19 protein-coding genes are annotated in these 19,427 nt (G+C 57.8%); 11 read left to right on the forward strand and 8 right to left on the reverse strand.

Annotation, left to right across the window (positions count from 1 at the left end; genetic code table 11):
• Window positions 1-8 precede the first annotated feature (8 nt).
• Window positions 9-338 carry a cell division protein ZapA gene (gene zapA, locus O1722_RS04295; RefSeq protein ID WP_003860096.1) on the reverse strand — a complete coding sequence of 110 codons (330 nt, stop codon included), beginning with the start codon at window positions 336-338 and terminating at the stop codon, window positions 9-11.
• Between the two features lie 167 nt (window positions 339-505).
• On the opposite strand from zapA, the gene O1722_RS04300 reads away from it, so the two are divergent.
• From O1722_RS04300 to O1722_RS04335, 8 genes are all read left to right on the forward strand, one after another.
• Window positions 506-1,084, forward strand: coding sequence for a YecA/YgfB family protein (locus O1722_RS04300; RefSeq protein ID WP_003860099.1), 579 nt, complete (start codon window positions 506-508; stop codon window positions 1,082-1,084).
• A 31-nt stretch (window positions 1,085-1,115) separates the two neighbouring features.
• Entirely contained in the window at window positions 1,116-2,429 is a 1,314-nt protein-coding gene (gene pepP, locus O1722_RS04305) for a Xaa-Pro aminopeptidase (RefSeq protein ID WP_094058375.1), read from the forward strand.
• Complete coding sequence (gene ubiH / locus O1722_RS04310) at window positions 2,426-3,604, forward strand: 2-octaprenyl-6-methoxyphenyl hydroxylase (protein WP_033487632.1); 1,179 nt, start codon at window positions 2,426-2,428, stop codon at window positions 3,602-3,604. Before pepP ends, ubiH begins: the two co-directional genes overlap by 4 nt.
• Before the next feature lie 12 nt (window positions 3,605-3,616).
• Complete coding sequence (ubiI, locus tag O1722_RS04315; RefSeq protein ID WP_033487631.1) at window positions 3,617-4,819, forward strand: FAD-dependent 2-octaprenylphenol hydroxylase; 1,203 nt, start codon at window positions 3,617-3,619, stop codon at window positions 4,817-4,819.
• 397 nt (window positions 4,820-5,216) lie between these two features.
• Window positions 5,217-6,311 (forward strand): glycine cleavage system aminomethyltransferase GcvT, encoded by a 1,095-nt coding sequence (gcvT, locus tag O1722_RS04320; RefSeq protein ID WP_003860107.1) that lies wholly within the window; start codon window positions 5,217-5,219, stop codon window positions 6,309-6,311.
• Between the two features lie 23 nt (window positions 6,312-6,334).
• Window positions 6,335-6,724, forward strand: coding sequence for a glycine cleavage system protein GcvH (gcvH, locus tag O1722_RS04325; protein ID WP_006811885.1), 390 nt, complete (start codon window positions 6,335-6,337; stop codon window positions 6,722-6,724).
• Between the two features lie 124 nt (window positions 6,725-6,848).
• A complete protein-coding gene (gcvP, locus tag O1722_RS04330) occupies window positions 6,849-9,722 on the forward strand; it encodes an aminomethyl-transferring glycine dehydrogenase (RefSeq protein ID WP_033487630.1) in 2,874 nt (957 codons plus the stop codon).
• Between the two features lie 70 nt (window positions 9,723-9,792).
• The gene (locus tag O1722_RS04335) at window positions 9,793-10,536 is read left to right on the forward strand and encodes an SDR family oxidoreductase (protein WP_015571798.1); all 744 of its coding nucleotides are present in this window, start codon (window positions 9,793-9,795) and stop codon (window positions 10,534-10,536) included.
• A 2-nt stretch (window positions 10,537-10,538) separates the two neighbouring features.
• Here O1722_RS04335 and O1722_RS04340 read toward each other — a convergent pair whose 3' ends face one another.
• The 6 genes from O1722_RS04340 to O1722_RS04365 form a co-directional block, all read right to left on the reverse strand.
• Window positions 10,539-11,039, reverse strand: coding sequence for a protein disulfide oxidoreductase (locus tag O1722_RS04340; protein WP_017382895.1), 501 nt, complete (start codon window positions 11,037-11,039; stop codon window positions 10,539-10,541).
• Window positions 11,029-11,631 carry a DsbA family protein gene (locus O1722_RS04345; RefSeq protein WP_032669266.1) on the reverse strand — a complete coding sequence of 201 codons (603 nt, stop codon included), beginning with the start codon at window positions 11,629-11,631 and terminating at the stop codon, window positions 11,029-11,031. Before O1722_RS04345 ends, O1722_RS04340 begins: the two co-directional genes overlap by 11 nt.
• Window position 11,632: 1 nt before the next feature.
• Window positions 11,633-13,642: a protein-disulfide reductase DsbD family protein gene (locus tag O1722_RS04350; protein WP_033487629.1), complete on the reverse strand. Its 2,010-nt coding sequence runs from the start codon at window positions 13,640-13,642 to the stop codon at window positions 11,633-11,635.
• 48 nt (window positions 13,643-13,690) lie between these two features.
• The gene (locus O1722_RS04355; RefSeq protein ID WP_003863427.1) at window positions 13,691-14,050 is read right to left on the reverse strand and encodes a hypothetical protein; all 360 of its coding nucleotides are present in this window, start codon (window positions 14,048-14,050) and stop codon (window positions 13,691-13,693) included.
• A gap of 124 nt (window positions 14,051-14,174) precedes the next feature.
• Window positions 14,175-15,608 carry a 6-phospho-beta-glucosidase BglA gene (gene bglA, locus O1722_RS04360; RefSeq protein ID WP_017382891.1) on the reverse strand — a complete coding sequence of 478 codons (1,434 nt, stop codon included), beginning with the start codon at window positions 15,606-15,608 and terminating at the stop codon, window positions 14,175-14,177.
• A gap of 116 nt (window positions 15,609-15,724) precedes the next feature.
• On the reverse strand, window positions 15,725-16,456 hold the full coding sequence (locus O1722_RS04365; RefSeq protein WP_015571796.1) for a MurR/RpiR family transcriptional regulator: 732 nt from the start codon (window positions 16,454-16,456) through the stop codon (window positions 15,725-15,727).
• Window positions 16,457-16,722: 266 nt separating this feature from the next.
• On the opposite strand from O1722_RS04365, the gene trhA reads away from it, so the two are divergent.
• A complete protein-coding gene (trhA, locus tag O1722_RS04370; RefSeq protein WP_003863433.1) occupies window positions 16,723-17,382 on the forward strand; it encodes a PAQR family membrane homeostasis protein TrhA in 660 nt (219 codons plus the stop codon).
• Window positions 17,383-17,493: 111 nt separating this feature from the next.
• On the opposite strand, the gene ygfZ is transcribed toward trhA, so the two are convergent.
• The gene (ygfZ, locus tag O1722_RS04375; protein WP_017692714.1) at window positions 17,494-18,474 is read right to left on the reverse strand and encodes a tRNA-modifying protein YgfZ; all 981 of its coding nucleotides are present in this window, start codon (window positions 18,472-18,474) and stop codon (window positions 17,494-17,496) included.
• A gap of 294 nt (window positions 18,475-18,768) precedes the next feature.
• On the opposite strand from ygfZ, the gene sdhE reads away from it, so the two are divergent.
• Window positions 18,769-19,035, forward strand: coding sequence for an FAD assembly factor SdhE (sdhE, locus tag O1722_RS04380; RefSeq protein WP_003863437.1), 267 nt, complete (start codon window positions 18,769-18,771; stop codon window positions 19,033-19,035).
• Window positions 19,016-19,426: a protein YgfX gene (locus O1722_RS04385; RefSeq protein ID WP_017382887.1), complete on the forward strand. Its 411-nt coding sequence runs from the start codon at window positions 19,016-19,018 to the stop codon at window positions 19,424-19,426. The genes sdhE and O1722_RS04385 overlap by 20 nt, the downstream gene beginning before the upstream one ends.
• Window position 19,427: the final 1 nt, after the last annotated feature.

The raw sequence follows: 19,427 nt of genomic DNA on the forward strand, positions 1-19,427 counted from the left end.
GAGAAGTGTTATTCAAACTTTGGTCCCGGTCTTTCGGGACTGCGACCTTGATCAAGCAATGCCTGTTCTATGGTCTGCTGGAGCATTTTAATGCGCTGCTCCATGCTTGCCGCGTAATCGCGGGTCTTCGCTTTTTCCTGAGTCAGTTCATAGCTGATGTTCAACGCGGCGATGAAAACCAGCTGCTCAGTATTTGTGACTCTAGTGCGTTCTTTTAGATCTTGCAACCGCTGATTCAAATCGTCCGCAGCCTGATTCAAGGCATCCCTTTGTTCAGGCGGACAATTCACTCGCAGTGAACGGCCAAAAATCTGGAGATCGACGGGTTGTGCAGACATGCCACCTTCCTGCTGATTGACTGCGCTGCCTTCGCTTACTGCCCCGGGGGCTGCGAAGGGGCGACACTATAGCTACCCTGATGTGAAGATACAAGCCCTTTTCTGGTATCACCAGGGTCCAAAGTGGTAGCATATCATGAATATCCTCCCTTTGATGACGAATGCGTATGTCTATACAGAACGAAATGCCTGGTTACAAGGATTTAAACCAGTTACTGAACCAGCAGGGAGTCGGTCTGACCCCTGCCGAAATGCACGGTCTGATCAGCGGCATACTGTGCGGCGGAAACAGCGACAGCTCATGGCAGCCGCTGATCCACGACCTCACCAACGAAGGGCTGGCGTTTGGCCACGAACTGGCGGAAGCGCTGCGTAAAATGCACGCCGCAACCAGCGATTCCCTGGAAGACGATGGCTTTCTTTTTCAGCTTTATCTGCCTGAAGGCGACGATGTCAGCGTCTTCGATCGCGCTGATGCGCTCGCGGGTTGGGTAAACCACTATCTTCTTGGCCTGGGCGTAACCCAGCCTAAACTGGATAAAGTGACCGGCGAAGCGGGTGAAGCGATCGACGATCTGCGTAACATCGCCCAACTCGGCTACGATGAAGACGAAGACCAGGAAGAGCTGGAGATGTCTCTCGAAGAGATTATCGAGTACGTGCGCGTGGCGTCTCTGCTGTGCCACGACAACTTTACGCGCTCGCAGCCGACCGCGCCGGAAGTTCGCAAGCCAACATTACACTAAGAAAAATAACGCACAGGAGGGTGTCATGGTTATCTCCAGTCAAGAGTATTCTCGCCGTCGTCAGGCGCTGCTGGCAAAAATGCAGCCGGGAAGCGCTGCCCTGATTTTCGCCGCGCCGGAAGTGACGCGCAGCGCCGACAGCGAATACCCCTATCGCCAGAGCAGTGATTTCTGGTACTTCACCGGGTTTAACGAGCCGGAAGCGGTACTGGTGCTGATTAAAAGCAATGACACCCACAACCACAGCGTGATTTTTAACCGCGTGCGCGATCTGACCGCGGAAATCTGGTTTGGCCGCCGCTTAGGGCAGGAGGCGGCGCCAGAAAAACTGGGCGTGGACCGCGCGCTGGCCTACAGCGAAATCAACCAGCAGCTCTACCAACTGCTGAACGGTCTGGACGTGCTCTATCACGCGCAGGGCGAATACGCGTATGCGGATGACATTGTTTTCACCGCGCTGGATAAGCTGCGTAAAGGCTCACGTCAGAATTTGTCTGCACCTGTCACCCTGACGGACTGGCGACCGATGGTGCATGAGATGCGCCTGTTCAAGTCTGAAGAAGAGCTGAACGTGATGCGCCGCGCGGGCGAAATCAGCGCCCTGGCGCATACCCGCGCCATGGAAAAGTGCCGTCCCGGTATGTTCGAGTACCAGCTTGAAGGGGAAATTCACCATGAATTTAACCGTCACGGCGCGCGCTTCCCGTCCTATAACACCATCGTAGGCGGCGGGGAAAATGGCTGCATTCTGCACTACACCGAAAACGAAAGTGAACTGCGCGACGGCGATCTGGTGCTGATTGACGCTGGCTGTGAATATCAGGGTTACGCGGGCGACATCACCCGTACCTTCCCGGTGAACGGTAAATTCACCACCGCGCAGCGTGAAATCTATGACATCGTGCTTGAGTCTCTGGAGACCGCGCTGACGCTGTTCCGCCCTGGCACCTCCATCCAGGAGGTTACGGGCGAGGTGGTGCGCATCATGATTACCGGGCTGGTGAAGCTCGGCATTCTGAAAGGCGATGTGGACACCCTTATAACCGAAAACGCCCATCGTCCGTACTTTATGCACGGCCTGAGCCACTGGCTGGGGCTGGATGTGCATGACGTCGGGGCATACGGTCCGGAACGTTCGCGCGTGCTGGAGCCTGGCATGGTGCTGACCGTTGAGCCGGGGCTGTACATCGCGCCGGATGCCGACGTGCCGGAACACTACCGCGGGATCGGCATTCGTATTGAAGATGATATCGTCATCACCGAAACCGGTAACGAAAACCTGACCGCGACCGTGGTGAAAAAAGCCGACGACATCGAGGCGCTGATGGCGGCGGCACGCGGATGAGCGTAATCATTGTTGGCGGAGGCATGACCGGCGCTACTCTGGCGCTGGCTATTTCGCAGTTAACCCAGGGCCAGCTTCCGGTGCATCTCGTTGAGGCGGTCGCGCCGCAGGCTGCCGATCATCCCGGTTTCGACGCCCGCGCTATCGCGCTGGCGCAGGGGACCTGTCAGCAGCTTGCGCGTATTGGGATCTGGCAGGCGATAGCGGATTGCGCAACGGCGATCGGCACCGTTCACGTCAGCGATCGCGGGCATGCCGGATTTGTGACGCTGGATGCCCACGATTACCGGATCGAGGCGCTGGGGCAGGTTGTCGAGCTGCATGATGTAGGGCTGCGGCTGTTCCGTCTGTTACAGGACGCGCCTGGCGTCACGCTGCACTGTCCGGCGCGCGTCGCCAGCTTTAGCCGTCGTGACGAGGCCGTCAGCGTGACGCTGGACAACGGCACCACGCTGGAGGGGCAACTGCTGGTGGCGGCAGATGGTTCACGCTCCGCGATCGCCACGCAGTGCGGCGTCGAATGGCGCTCTGAACCCTATGGGCAGGCGGCGGTCATCGCTAACGTCTCTACGGCTGGCGCGCATAACGGCAGGGCATTTGAGCGCTTCACGGAGCACGGCCCGCTGGCCATGCTGCCGATGTCGAACGGGCGCTGCTCGCTGGTATGGTGCCATGCGCAGGATCGGGCCGATGAGGTTCTCTCCTGGTCCGACGAACGTTTTTGTTCCGAGCTGCAAAAAGCCTTCGGCTGGCGGCTTAGGCGCATCACCCATGCCGGAAAACGCGTGGCCTATCCGCTCGCGCTGACGACCGCATCGCAGACTGTCTCCCATCGCGTCGCCCTGCTCGGCAACGCCGCGCAGACGCTGCACCCCATCGCCGGGCAAGGCTTCAACCTTGGCCTCCGTGACGTGATAAGCCTGGCAGAGCTACTGGCCCGGACGTGGAGCGAACAACAGGATTGTGGCGCATACTCGGTGCTAAGCCATTACCAGAAACGACGCCAGGCGGACAAAGCGGCGACCATTGGCGTCACCGACGGTTTAGTCCACCTGTTTGCCAATCGCTGGGCACCGCTGGTTGCGGGTCGCAACCTTGGGCTGATGGCGATGGAACTGTTCATTCCGGCACGTGACGTGCTGGCGCAGCGGACCCTGGGTTGGGTCGCGCGTTAAGGAGTATTGACCGTGCAAAATGTTGATGTCGCCATTGTGGGTGGCGGAATGGTAGGACTGGCGCTGGCCTGTGGTTTACAGGGCAGCGGCCTGCGCGTGGCCGTGCTTGAGCAAAAAGCGCCGCAGCCTGTGGCGCAGGATGCACCGCCGGAGCTGCGCGTCTCGGCGATCAATGCCGCCAGCGAAAAGCTACTGACGCACCTTGGCGTCTGGTCTGAAATCGTGGCGCTGCGTGCCAGCTGTTACCATGGCATGGAAGTGTGGGATAAAGACAGCTTCGGCCGTATCGCGTTTGACGATGAAAGCATGGGCTACAGCCACCTTGGACACATCGTTGAAAACGCGGTGATCCACCACGCGCTGTGGCAGAAAGCGCAGCAGTGCAGCGACGTCACGCTGATCGCACCGGCGAAACTTCAGCAGGTGGCGTGGGGCGAAAACGACGCGTTTATCACTCTTGAAAGTGGCGACATGCTGACCGCGCGTCTGGTGGTGGGTGCCGACGGCGCCAATTCCTGGCTGCGTAACAAAGCGGATATTCCGCTGACCTTCTGGGATTACCGCCATCACGCGTTGGTGGCCACAATCCGCACCGAAGAGCCGCACGGCGGCGTGGCGCGCCAGATTTTCCATAATGACGGCATTCTGGCCTTCCTGCCGCTTGCCGATCCGCATCTCTGCTCCATCGTCTGGTCTTTAGAGCCGGAGAAAGCGCAGCAGATGCAGGAGGCGACGCCGGATGCCTTCAGTCAGGCGCTATGCGTGGCGTTTGATAACCGTCTGGGCCTGTGCATGCTTGAAAGCGAACGCCAGACGTTTCCGTTAACCGGTCGCTACGCGCGTCAGTTTGCCGCGCACCGTCTGGCGCTGGTGGGGGATGCGGCGCATACCATTCATCCGCTGGCCGGGCAGGGGGTGAACCTCGGCTTTATGGACGCGGCTGAGCTGGTTGAAGAGCTGCGTCGCCTGCATCGGGAAGGTAAAGATATTGGTCAGCATCTGTATCTGCGTCGCTACGAGCGCAGCCGCAAACACAGTGCGGCGATGATGCTGGCGGGGATGCAGGGTTTCCGCGAGCTGTTTGCCGGAGCGAATCCGGCGAAAAAACTGCTGCGCGATATTGGCCTCAAGCTGGCCGACACTCTTCCCGGCGTAAAACCGCAGCTTCTTCGTCAGGCAATGGGCCTCAACGATCTTCCCGACTGGTTACGTTAATCTCGATCCCCGTCACACTTTATTTTCCCGGCCTCCGCGCCGGGGAAATTTCCTCGTTTGAAATAATCTAATTTCACGTCATTTTTCGCATTAGAAAATCTAATCTTACTATTTTTATGTTACGGAAATTCGGCCCGTTTTTCCGCACGAAATATCACCATCTGCTAAATTCTGTTAGATCATTGTTAATTTTATGCGGGTTTAATCGCATTTTCCCAGTGAATAACTCTGTAGGCTTTTCAGCGATTTTTGGTCATAAGCTAATGTGATGACCCGTTTTACCTTATGGTTAACCGCCGGTTTCGGTGGTAAGTTCAGGTAAAAGAGAACGTTTGCGTCGGCCCCCGATCGCGAGGCCGACACCGGGTTTCACGGTGAATTTTTCAACGAGGAAAAGATGGCTCAACAGACTCCTTTGTACGAACAGCACGTGTTGTGCGGTGCTCGCATGGTGGACTTCCACGGCTGGATGATGCCGCTGCACTACGGCTCGCAGATTGATGAGCACCACGCGGTGCGCACCGATGCCGGTATGTTCGACGTGTCTCATATGACGATTGTCGACCTGCGCGGTAGCCGCACCCGGGAGTTTTTGCGTTATCTGCTGGCAAACGACGTCGCCAAACTGAAAACGCCGGGCAAAGCGCTCTATACCGGCATGCTCAATGCCTCTGGCGGCGTGATTGACGACCTCATCGTCTACTACTTCACCGAAGATTTCTTCCGCCTCGTTGTAAACTCCGCCACCCGCGAAAAAGACCTCTCCTGGATTTCCCAACACGCTGAACCTTACGCCATTGACATCACCGTCCGTGACGATCTGTCGCTGATTGCGGTGCAGGGGCCAAACGCCCAGGCAAAAGCCGCGTCTCTGTTCAGCGACGAGCAGCGCAAAGCCACCGAAGGCATGAAGCCGTTCTTCGGCGTGCAGGCGGGGGATCTGTTTATCGCCACCACCGGCTACACCGGTGAAGCGGGCTACGAAATTGCCATGCCGAACGAGAAGGCCGCTGATTTCTGGCGTGCGCTGGTGGAGGCGGGCGTGAAGCCTGCGGGCCTGGGCGCGCGCGATACGCTGCGTCTGGAAGCGGGGATGAACCTCTACGGTCAGGAGATGGACGAAGGCGTCTCTCCGCTGGCCGCCAACATGGGCTGGACCATCGCATGGGAACCGGCCGACCGTGATTTTATTGGCCGTGAAGCGCTGGAGATGCAGCGCGAGAAGGGCACTGAACAGCTGGTTGGCCTGGTGATGAAAGAAAAAGGCGTGCTGCGCGGCGAGCTGCCGGTGCGTTTCACCGATGCCGATGGCAATCATCGCGAAGGCGTGATCACCAGCGGAACGTTCTCCCCGACGCTCGGCTACAGTATTGCCCTGGCACGCGTGCCGGCGGGGATTGGCGAAACGGCGGTGGTGCAGATCCGCAACCGCGAAATGCCGGTCAACGTGACCAAACCGATTTTTGTTCGCGCCGGTAAGCCGGTCGCCTAACTATTTTTATCAGGAGAACTTCAATGAGCAATGTGCCAGCAGAACTGAAATACAGCAAAGAACACGAGTGGCTGCGCAAAGAGGCGGACGGCACTTACACCGTTGGGATCACCGAGCACGCGCAGGAGCTGCTGGGCGACATGGTGTTTGTTGACCTGCCGGAAGTGGGCGCAACCGTGAGCGCAGGCGACGACTGTGCGGTGGCGGAATCCGTTAAAGCGGCCTCTGACATCTACGCCCCGGTGAGCGGTGAAATTGTTGCCGTGAACGACGCGCTGAGCGACTCCCCGGAGCTGGTCAACAGCGAACCGTATGAAGGCGGCTGGATCTTCAAGATCAAAGCCAGCGACGAAGCGCAGGTTGCCGCGCTGCTGGATGCGACCGCGTACGAAGCACTGTTAGAAGACGAGTAATCAGTAATTCCCCTCTCCCTTTGGGAGAGGGCAGGGGTGAGGGTGCCAATCTTCCCCTCACCCTAACCCTCTCCCAAAGGGAGAGGGAACTTAAATTCACTGCACGTTTCAGGAACCATCGCTCATGACACAGACTTTAAGCCAGCTTGAAAACCGTGGCGCCTTCATTGAACGTCACATTGGGCCGGATGCTCAGCAACAGCAGGAGATGCTGAAGACAGTTGGCGCGGATTCATTAAACGCACTGATCGGCCAGATCGTGCCAAAAGACATCCAGCTTGCTACGCCGCCGCAGGTAGGCGAGTCCACGACGGAGTTCGCCTCGCTGGCGGAGCTGAAGGCCATCGCCGGCCTTAACAAGCGCTATAAGTCTTATATCGGCATGGGCTACACCAACGTGCAGTTACCGCCGGTGATCCTGCGTAATATGCTGGAAAACCCGGGCTGGTATACCGCTTATACCCCGTATCAGCCAGAAGTCTCCCAGGGCCGTCTGGAAGCGCTGCTGAACTTCCAGCAGGTGACGCTGGATCTGACCGGTATGGATATCGCCTCTGCCTCGCTGCTGGACGAAGCCACCGCCGCCGCCGAAGCGATGGCGATGGCGAAGCGCGTGAGCAAGCTGAAAAACGCCAACCGCTTCTTCGTCGCGGCGGACGTGCATCCCCAGACGCTGGACGTGGTGCGCACCCGTGCGGAAACCTTCGGCTTTGAGGTGATTGTCGACGACGCTGAAAAAGTGCTGGATCACCAGGACGTCTTCGGCGTGCTGTTGCAGCAGGTGGGCACCACCGGCGAAGTACACGACTACGGCGCACTGATCGCCGAGCTAAAATCCCGTAGGGTTATTATTAGCGTCGCCGCTGATTTTATGGCACTGGTGCTGCTGACGGCGCCAGGTAAACAGGGCGCGGATATTGTCTTCGGCTCAGCCCAGCGTTTCGGCGTGCCGATGGGCTACGGCGGCCCGCACGCGGCGTTCTTTGGCGCGAAAGATGAATTTAAACGTTCCATGCCAGGCCGTATTATCGGCGTATCGAAAGATGCCGCCGGTAACACCGCGCTGCGCATGGCGATGCAGACCCGCGAGCAGCATATCCGCCGCGAGAAAGCGAACTCCAATATCTGTACCTCGCAGGTACTGCTGGCTAACATTGCCAGCCTGTACGCGGTGTTCCACGGTCCGGCAGGCCTGAAGCGCATTGCCAGCCGCATCCACCGTCTGGCCGATATCCTGGCCTGCGGTCTGCAACAGAAAGGTCTCAGACTGCGTCATGAACACTATTTCGATACCCTGTGCGTCGAGGTGGCAGACAAAGCGGCCGTGCTGGCGCGCGCCGAGGCAGCGCAAATCAACCTGCGCAGCGACATTCACAATGCGGTCGGCATTACGCTGGACGAAAGCACCACCCGTGACGATATCCTGACCCTGTTCAACGTATTGCTGGGTGACGCACACGGTCTGGACGTTGATACGCTCGACAAAGAGGTTGCGCTCGACAGCCGCTCCATTCAGGAAAGCATGCTGCGCGACGACGCGATCCTGACTCACCCGGTGTTCAACCGCTATCACAGCGAAACTGAGATGATGCGTTACATGCACTCTCTGGAACGTAAAGATCTGGCGCTGAACCAGGCGATGATCCCGCTGGGCTCCTGCACCATGAAGCTGAACGCCGCGGCTGAGATGATCCCAATTACCTGGCCTGAATTCTCTGAGCTGCACCCGTTCTGCCCGGCTGAGCAGGCGGAAGGTTATCACATGATGATCAACCAGCTCTCCGACTGGCTGGTGAAGCTGACCGGGTACGACGCGCTCTGCATGCAGCCGAACTCCGGTGCGCAGGGTGAATACGCTGGTCTGCTGGCGATCCGTCACTATCACGAAAGCCGCAATGAAGGCCACCGTGATATCTGCCTGATCCCAAGCTCTGCCCACGGTACCAACCCGGCTTCTGCCCAGATGGCAGGAATGGAAGTGGTGGTTGTGGCGTGCGACAAAAACGGCAACATCGATCTGGCCGACCTGCGCGCCAAAGCCGAGCAGGCGGGCGACAAACTCTCCTGCATCATGGTGACCTACCCATCCACCCACGGCGTGTACGAAGAAACTATCCGTGAAGTGTGTGAAGTGGTGCATCAGTTCGGCGGCCAGGTTTACCTCGACGGCGCAAACATGAACGCCCAGGTGGGCATCACCTCTCCGGGCTTTATTGGCGCGGATGTGTCGCACCTGAACCTGCATAAAACGTTCTGCATTCCGCACGGCGGTGGCGGCCCGGGGATGGGCCCAATCGGCGTGAAAGCGCACCTGGCACCGTTTGTGCCGGGCCACAGCGTGGTGCAGATTGAAGGCATGCTGACCCGTCAGGGCGCGGTCTCCGCGGCACCGTTCGGCAGCGCCTCTATCCTGCCAATCAGCTGGATGTACATCCGCATGATGGGCGCGGAAGGGCTGAAGCAGGCCAGCCAGGTGGCGATCCTCAACGCCAACTACATCGCAACGCGTCTGAAGGACGCCTATCCGGTGCTCTATACCGGTCGCGACGGTCGCGTGGCGCACGAATGCATCCTCGATATTCGTCCTCTGAAAGAAGAAACGGGCATCAGCGAGCTGGATATTGCCAAGCGTCTGATCGACTACGGCTTCCACGCGCCAACCATGTCGTTCCCGGTAGCGGGTACGCTGATGGTTGAGCCGACCGAATCTGAAAGCAAGGTGGAGCTGGATCGCTTTATCGACGCGATGCTGGCGATCCGCAGCGAAATCGACCGCGTGAAAGGCGGGGAGTGGACGCTGGAAGATAACCCGCTGGTGAACGCGCCGCATACACAGAACGAACTGGTGGCAGAGTGGAACCACGGTTATACCCGCGAGCTGGCTGTCTTCCCGGCAGGTGTGGCAAACAAATACTGGCCAACCGTGAAACGTCTTGATGATGTTTACGGCGACCGTAACCTGTTCTGCTCCTGCGTGCCGATGAGCGAATACCAGTAACGTTGTTCCTGTAGTAACGTAGGCCGGGTAAGGCGAAGCCGCCACCCGGCTTTTTTATTGGGAGAAAAGAATGGCAATTGCACTGGTCACCGGCGCCAGCCGGGGTATTGGTAAAGCCACCGCGCTACAGCTGGCAAGCGAAGGCTACACCGTTGCGGTGAATTTTCATCACAACATCAAAGCCGCGACGGACGTCATTAATCAGATCGTGGACGCGGGCGGTAAAGCCTTTGCCGTACGCGCGGACATCAGCGATGAAGCGCAGGTGATGGCGATGTTCGACAGCATCGATCGCGAAGGTGAGCCGCTCGCCGCGCTGGTGAACAACGCCGGGATTTTGTTTGAACAATCCACCATCGAAAACCTCTCCGCTGAACGTATTAACCGCGTGCTGGCTACCAACGTCACCGGCTATTTTCTCTGCTGCCGTGAAGCGGTTAAGCGCATGTCGCATAAACACGGCGGCAAGGGCGGCGCGATTGTGAATGTCTCCTCGGCGGCATCACGGCTGGGCGCGCCGGGGGAATATGTGGATTATGCCGCCTCAAAAGGGGCGGTGGATTCCCTGACCACCGGCCTCGCGCTGGAGGTGGCGGCGCAGGGCATTCGCGTTAACGGCGTGCGGCCAGGCCTGATTTATACCGATATTCACGCCTCCGGCGGCGAGCCGGGGCGTGTGGATCGGGTGAAGTCGATGTTACCGATGCAGCGTGGCGGTCAGCCGGAGGAGGTCGCCCAGGCCATTGTCTGGCTGCTGAGCGACAAAGCCTCCTATGTCACCGGTAGCTTCCTGGAGCTGGCTGGCGGGAAGTAACGCTACGACGCCAGCCACAGCCGCAGGCGCATTCCCCAGCCGCTGGTCCAGCCGGTGGTGATCGACTTCACTTCACCGTGAGAGATCACCACCAGCGTTGGCGTAACCTTAACGTCCCACTCACGCGCCAGTTCTCCGCTGGCGTCGTTGACCGTGGGCATCGTCGCCTTCTTCTTCCTCATCCAGGTTTCGAGCGTCGCGTTATCGCCCGAGCGCAGCGCAACCGACATCACGTTACCCCCGTCCGCGGCAAGCGCCGCCACCGACGGCGTGGTGTAGCGGCAGACGCCGCACCATGTCGCCCAGACGTAGACCAGCAGCGGTCGCTCCTTACTCATGGCGATAAGATCGACGGGCTGGCCGTCAAGGGTGTGCAGTGCCGTCGCGGAGAAATTCTGCGGCAGCGCGGGCTGGCGGAAATAGTCCACCGCCAGGCTCACGGCTACGCCAATCAGCAGCCATACGCCCAGCTCGCGCAGCAGGCGCGGAAGCTTACTTGCCACGGGCGTTTGCCAGCTGTTCTTTGACCAGCCCCTCCAGGTCGTCATACGGAATTGCGCCCGCCACCATCTGGTCGCCGATAATGGTCGCCGGGGTACCCTGAATATTCAGCACCTGCGCCAGGATGAGGTTCATCTTTAGGCTGTCCATGGTTTTATCATCCTTTTTAATGCTGTCCGTTCCGGTCTTTACCTTCGCGGCGGCGATGCTGGCGTCATCGTGATAGCCCTTTTTCATCATCAGCCGCTGGTGGAGCGCCCAGAATTTATCCGGCGCCTGCTGCCACGTTGAGAGTGCCGCTTTCGCGGCATTTACCGAGCTTTGTCCCTTGAACGGCAGCAGTTTGACGATGAGCTGCACGTCGGGATTTTCCTGCACGATTTTCTCAAGCATTGGGTCGAACTGCTTGCAATACGGGCAGTTGTAGTCAGTGAAGGAGACGATGGTCAGCTTCGGCGATGTCGCGCCGGTTCGCGGGCTGTTGGGGTCGTTAAACAGCAGTTTTGCCAGCTGGTCGCTGGAAGCGTCATCAGAAGGTGCGGCGAAACCGAACGTTGATAACGACAGCAGAAGTAAGGCAACGAAGGCTCTCATGTTATTTTCCTTTTGCATCGGACAGGGTGCTCAGCACCGCTTCGCGGCTTAACAACGCAGGCAGCACGTGGCCCTGCGGTAATCCCGGTCCGTAGATCTGGTTAAACGGTACGGCGGCGCTGCCGCGCGTGGTTAAGAACTGGCTGATGGTATCTGAGGGGCGGCTCCAGTCGCCGCGCAGGGCGACAACGTCCGGGGCGGAGAGCGCATCCTGCACGTCGTCGCGCAGCAGCACGTTGTATTTATTGGCTTTACAGGTCACGCACCAGTCGGCGGTCACGTCGACGAACACCCGTTTGTTCTCCGCCAGCGCGCGGGCAATGGCCTGCTCGCTGAGCGGCTGCCAGTGAATACGATCGCGGCGGGAACCCTCGCCGCCGGAACCGGATACAAACGCGACCGCCCCGGCCACCACTACAGCTAATACCCCGGCGCGCAGTGCCGTTTGCCAGCGGTAGCGCCAGGCGGTGACCAGCAGCAGCGTAAGGATCAGGAACACGCCCAGCGTGATGACGGGCAGGCTGCCAATGTGCACCGTCAGCAGGCTCAGCAGCCACAGCGATGAGCCGAGCATCATCATCCCCAGCACTACGCGTACGACGTTCATCCAGCGTCCCGGACGCGGCAACCGCTGGGCCAGCCCCGGCCAGGCCGCCACCAGCAGCCACGGCAGGCTCATGCCGATACCCATCGCCAGGAAGATCCCCCACAGCAGGGGAAGCGGTGCCGCCAGCGCGACCGAGACCGCCGTACCCAGGAACGGCGCGGTGCAGGGTGTCGCCAGCAGCGTGGCAAACGCGCCTTGCCAGAAATGACCCGCAAGCCCGTTGCCGCCGCGCGTGGCGAGGAAGGTGCTGGCGCCGGAAGGTAGACGGATTTCAAACAACCCCAGCAGGCTGGCGCTGAAAAGCACCATCACCAGCGCCATCGCGCCAATAAACCACGGGTTCTGGAACTGGATCCCCCAGCCGAGTGCCTGATTGCCTAAACGTAAAACCGTCATCATCAGCGCCAGCGCGAGGAACGAGATCACGATCCCGGCTACCGACGTAAGAAACTGTCGGCGTACCTGACCCCGCGCCTGCCGTTCGGTTTGCATCAGCGTGCCCAGCTTCATGGCCAGCACGGGCAGTACGCAGGGCATGACGTTAAGGATCAGACCGCCCGCCAGCGCCATCAGCAGCACCCAGCCTAACGAGAGCGTCGGCGCGGCGTTCCCCGGCTGAATGCTCAGGCTGGACTCCTGTGCCTGCCCGCTATCGGCCAGAACCAGCGACAGGGTTTTGCCGCTGAGGTTGGGCGCGGCCTCGCCCCAGCTGTCCGTCACGGGCACGGTGGCGACCAGCGAGTCACCGCGCACGGTGAGGGCCGGTTTGCCGAAATCAACATCATCCATACCGTTGATAAACAGGGACGGCGCCTGCCAGCCTGTGTCACGCTGCGCCGTTACGGTCAGCTTGCCGGGGGCAAAGGTGGCGTTAAGCGTTGAGGTCAACCCGCCGCTGAGCGGAAGGGTGCCCATGGCCCGACTGAAATCGTAATCAAAACCGGCGCCTGCGGATGCGGTCATGTTCAGCGAAAACGGGTAGTCGGTAAGAATACAGACGTTGCTACAGGTGGAGAGCGTCAGTACGCCGCTCAGGATCTTCGGGACGTCGCCCCGCAGAGTGATGGGAAAGCTGACATCGCCGTGGTAGCCCTGCGTGGTGATGCCCGCGACGTCGAAACGCTGCGGCACAGGCCAGCGCCAGATCGCCTCGACGGGCTGATGCCATTTAATCGCGGGTGCGACGCCGCCTTCACCCGGCGAGCGCCAGTAGGTTTTCCAGCCTTTTTGCAGGGCGACGTCCAGCAGCAGGCGGGTTTCGCCAGTGCTTTCGGGTTGCGCACGCAACCTGACGCTGGCGTGCTGATTATCGGCGGCGCGCAGCCAGCCGCTGTCGGCAGCCTGGCTGAGGGGCAGCCATAGCCAAAGCAGGCAGACCAGCAGTCGCCTGAATACAGTAAACATAAATTTTCTCCGTAAATGATGAATTAACCTGAAGTAACAGGCGAAGGTTCATTCACGGAAGACGCATAATCGCAGATGCACCCTTAACCGGGGCGGGGAGATAACGCGGGGAGGCCACTGCCGTTCGCGGCGCGGTGGACTGGCTGCCAGCAACGCCAGCAGCAGGGTGACGGCAATCAGGGCGCCTTCAAACAAAACAGGCGGGACCGACATCAGCGACTTGGCGCTAAGCTCACACGGGGTTACCGGTGCGTCGGTACTCTCCTGCCCCTGCTGGACAGACTGGCTCGTGGCGGTGACGTTCATGACAAGCGCGTGCATCCCGGCCATCCGCTGGGCGGTGCATATCAGCACCACCAGGCAGGCCAGGGCTACAAGCAGGATAGCGTTGCGTTGTCGCTTGATCATGTTCGCCTCAAATATTCAGGACGCCTATATTATCGGGCGAACATATTTTGGCAACGCAAAAGCTGTAAAGAAGTGTCTGGAAGATAAGCGGTTTGCCCTCTCCGCTTGCAGAGAGGGCGAGCCATTACAGCGTTTCGCCGTTGCTGGCAATGACGGTTTTATACCACTCAAAGCTCTTCTTACGGGAGCGGGACATGTCACCGGTACCGTCGTCGTGCTTGTTGACGTAGATAAAGCCGTAGCGCTTACTGTACTGGCCGGTGGTGAAGGAGACGCAGTCGATGCAGCCCCACGGCGTGTAGCCCATCAGATCCACGCCATCCCAGGTCACCGCCTTCATCATCTCTTCCACGTGGGCGCGCAGGTAGTCGATGCGATAGTCATCGTTGATGCTGCCGTCCTCTTCCACGGTGTCGTAGGCGCCGAAACCATTTTCCACGATAAACAGCGGCTTCTGATAACGTTCGTACAGTTCACACAGCGAATAGCGCAGGCCTACCGGATCAATCTGCCAGCCCCAGTCGGACGCCTTGACGTGTGGGTTCGGCACGCTGCCCTCGAAGCCGGAAATGGCGTCACCGGTACCGCCTTCCGCTTTGACCGCGTTGGTCATGTAGTAGCTGAAACCTAAGTAATCGCAGGTGCCTTCACGCAGGATCTGCTCGTCGCCCGCTTCCATTTTGATGGAGAAGCCACGGCGCTCCCACTCGTTCAGCACGTAAGACGGGTAATAGCCGCGCAGCTGTACGTCGGTAAAGACGTAGCGCTCGCGCATGGATTCCTGAGCGAACATGACATCTTCTGGCTTGCAGGAGTATGGATAGAGCGCCACCATCGCCAGCATGCAGCCGACTTTCATTTCCGGGTTAATGCGGCGTGCGGCTTTCACCGCCAGCGCGCTGGCCACGAACTGGTGGTGCAGCACCTGGTACATGGTCTCTTCCGGGTTGTCGTGCTCGGTATAGACCACACCAGAGCAGCAGTAGCCGAACAGCGGCGCACGCCAGTTGCGCTGGTTGTTGATTTCGTTGAAGGTCATCCAGTATTTGACCTTATTTTTGTAGCGCTCAAATACCACTTCCGAGAAGCGCACAAAGAAATCTACCACTTTACGGTTGGTCCATCCGCCATATTCCTGAACGAGGTGCAGCGGCATTTCAAAGTGGGAGAGGGTGATCACCGGCTCGATGTTGTACTTCAGCAGTTCATCGAACATGTCGTCGTAAAACTTCAGCCCCTCTTCGTTTGGCTGAGTTTCGTCGCCTTTCGGGAAGATGCGCGTCCAGGCGATGGAGGTACGGAAACATTTGAAGCCCATCTCGGCAAACAGCCTGATGTCTTCTTTGTAATGGCCGTAGAAGTCGACGGCTTCGTGGTTGGGGTAATATTTGCCTTCAATCACTTCCTGCGTGATTTCTCGCGGAACGCCGTGTGCGCCGCCGGTGAGCACGTCGCAGATGCTTGGCCCTTTGCCGCCTTTGTTCCAGCCGCCTTCAACCTGGTGCGCCGCTACCGCGCCGCCCCATAAAAAATCTTTCGGTAAGGTGAGTTTTTTCATCTTTGCTATTCTCAATTCAGGACTTATTGATTTCGAGTCTAGCAAAGCGGAATTAAATGTCACGATATAACATTTTGCGGAAATTGTAATTTGTCACATCAAAAAAACAGGATGTTTTATTCTGTTAATTTCTTCGCCAGTTTCCGGCCTAATGATTCCAGAATATAGATGACGGGAATTTGCGTGGTGATATCGTAAACGCCGCCAATGCGCGTTTGCGGTACGTGCCAGGAGAGGTTAAAGTCCGCCAGCTTTGCGAGACGTGAATGTTCGTGGCTGGTGACTGAGAGCACCTTGCAGTGGTGCAGGCTGAACTGGCTGGCGAAGCGCAGGATCTCCTCGGTCTCGCCGGAGACGGAGAGTACAATGGCCAGCGCATTTTTAGCCATGTCGTTAGTGACCGGGAAATAAGGATCGTCGATATGGTTACTGAATTTCCCGATATTTGAAAAGAAACGTGCGCCATATTTTGCCAGCGATCCGGAGGTGCCCGCACCGACAAAAATAATTCGTTCAGATGATAAAATAATATCGACCGCGTTATCTAATAGCGCATCAAACTCTTCGTTATTTACGCTTTTAAAGAAGCTGATAATTTCACTGGCACCAAAATTCGCCTGCTGCGGCTCGTTCTGCTCCAGATAGAGTTTAAAGCGCACCCGAAATTCCGAGTAGCCATCGCAGTTAAGCTTGCGGCAGAAGCGCAGGATGGTAGTAGTGGAAACGCCCGCCGCATCCGCCAGCTCGCGGATGGTCATGTACATCACTTTATCGCGGTTCTTAATGACATAGTTGTAGACCATCATTTCCAGATTGTTGAGGCTGGCAATGGCGGAATGGCTGAACATACTCACAATGGCTAAACTCGCTGTCGGACACTATTCCTGAAGCATACCATGATGACGAAGGGCGGGAGACGGATTTATCTCCTTGATTACTTAGATGTTAATGAAATCATTTACACCTGTGCGGTGGATTGTTTTTATATTATGCTGATTTTTAAGGATAAATCTTGAGTGTGGATTTATTTTAGCTAACAGGTGTTCACTGGAATCATTCTCAGTTAGCATAGACTGGCGATGAATAATCATCTTTTGTTTTCCCGGAGTTAAGTATGGTGAGCAGACCATTAATCGCACAGGGATATTCGCTGGCTGAGGAAGTAGCCAACAGTATAAGCCACGGCATTGGCCTGGTTTTTGGGATTGTCGGCTTAGTGTTATTGCTGGTACAGGCAGTGGATACCAACGCCAGCGCGATGGCCATTACCAGCTACAGTCTGTATGGCGGGAGTATGATCCTGCTTTTCCTGGCCTCAACGCTGTATCACGCTATTCCGCATCAACGGGCGAAGATATGGCTCAAGAAATTTGACCACTGCGCTATCTATCTTCTTATTGCGGGTACCTATACGCCGTTTTTGCTGGTGGGGCTCAACTCACCGCTGTCGCGTGGCCTGATGATTGTGATCTGGAGCCTGGCGCTGCTGGGGATCCTGTTTAAGCTGACCATTGCGCACCGGTTTAAAGTGTTGTCGCTGGTTACCTATCTGACAATGGGCTGGCTGTCGCTGATTGTGGTGTATCAGTTAGCCATTAAGCTGGCGGTGGGGGGCGTGACGCTTCTGGCGGTGGGCGGGGTAGTCTACTCGCTGGGCGTGATTTTCTACGTCTGCAAGCGTATTCCGTACAACCATGCCATCTGGCACGGCTTTGTGCTGGGCGGCAGCGTGTGCCACTTCCTGGCAATTTATCTGTATGTTGGGCAGGTGTAGTTTTTTTGTAAGGTGCGGTCTGATGCCCTCACCCCGACCCTCTCCCACAGGGAGAGGGAGAATATCAACACCGTAGGCCCGGTAAACGCAGCGCCACCGGGCGATACAGCATCAATCTTCCAGAGAATACGGTAGCGGCTCAATGCTGAGCGTGTTTGCATCATCCCGCACGCGGAACACGCTGTCGGGCTCCATATCATTATTCATGACAACCTGCACCAGCAGGCGGCCATCATCGAGCTGGACGGCGGCTAACACGGTGCCGGTACGGCGCCAGTTTTCGCCCATCTTCATCTCAAGATCTTCACCCGCTTCCGGCACACGGCTGGCGTGACCAGCCAGTGTCCACAGGGCGCGTTTGTTCGCGCCGCGGAATTTCGCACGCGCCACCATTTCCTGACCAGTGTAGCAGCCCTTCTTAAAGCTGATACCACCCAGCGCCTGGATGTTTGTCGCCTGCGGGATAAACTGCGCGCTGTTTGCCGCGTCAATCACCGGCAGGCCCGCTTCGATGTTCAGCGCCAGCCACTGCTGGCTGTTGTTGAGCTGTGCTTCACCGCGCAGGGCGTCAGTGACGCGTTCCGCCGTTGCTTCGTCGGTTACCAGCAGGAAGCGCTCCGCCGGGTGTTCGAACCACAGAATGGAGGTCGCTCCCTCGCTGACCAGCTGTTTTTTAGCATCCGGCAGCTCGGCAAACAGGTTTTTCAGCGCTGCACGCGCCTGGAAACCCGCGACCCCCAGCAGAACGTGTTCATCGTCCGGGGCGATGGTGACTTTAGAAAAGACCGCGTATTTTTTCAGCTCTTTAAGCTGGGCGTCACGCAGGCTGCGGCGCTCAATAAAGGCGAATCCGTCCTGACGGCGGAACAGACGCAGGTTGCTCCACATTTTGCCTTTTGGATCGCAATGCGCGGCCAGCAGATGCTGGTGCTCAGTCAACTGCGCCACGTCCGCCGTGACCTGGCCTTGCAGGTATTTTTCACTGTCCGCACCAGTCAGTGTCGCCAGTGCCCAGTCATCAAGAGTAATCAGCGTCAGCGGCAGACGCGCAGAGGCGGCGGGCTGGCGAGGAGAAAATGGTGTAAATGCCATAGTGATGTCCTGAATTGCTTAACGCTTTGATAATACCTAATGGTAAAAGAGACTGTATTCAATGCAAGCGCTTTCAGCAGGCCATTCGTGCCATTACGCGGTTATGCGTGGCGCTACGCAAAATAGTGTAATCCGCTGTCTTTATAAGGATTATTCAGGGAGCCTGCTCGAGGTTCGCAATATTCCAGTAAAGAAACGGTCAAAAACACGTTACACTAGCAGGTGTTCCCGGAGAGCAATAATGAATACCAAACGGGATACCGACTGTGCCAAACGTAATGCAGGAAACAGAACATGGATATTAACAACAAGGCCCGTATTCACTGGGCGTGCCGTCGCGGCATGCGTGAACTTGATATCTCCATCATGCCTTTCTTCGAGTATGAGTACGACAGCTTAAGCGATGACGATAAGCGCCTGTTTGTCCGTCTGCTTGAGTCTGACGATCCGGATTTATTCAACTGGCTGATGAATCACGGCAAGCCCGCCGACACCGAGTTGCAACGGATGGTGCAATTAATTCAAACACGGAATCAGGAACGTGGTCCTGTGGCAATCTGATCTTCGCGTCTCGTGGCGCTCACAGTGGATGTCCTTACTGCTCCACGGGCTGGTGGCGGCACTGGTGTTATTGGTGCCGTGGCCGCTTAGCTATACCCCTCTGTGGTTGCTATTGCTGTCGTTTGTGGTGTTTGACAGCGTGCGCAGCCAGCGTCGAATCAACGCCCGTCAGGGGGAAATTAAGCTGCTGATGGATTCTCGCCTGCGCTGGCAGGGAAAAGAGTGGGAGATGATGGGGACGCCGTGGATGCTTAATACCGGGATGATGCTACGGCTGCGTCGGGTCGAGGATAACCGTCGCCAGCACCTGTGGCTGGCCGCAGACAGTATGGATCCCGCGGAGTGGCGAGATCTGCGCCGGTTGATCGTGCAACAGCCGACGCAGGAGTAAA

It is taken from the genome of Enterobacter cloacae complex sp. HYC003_NIDB, from assembly GCF_056673375.1.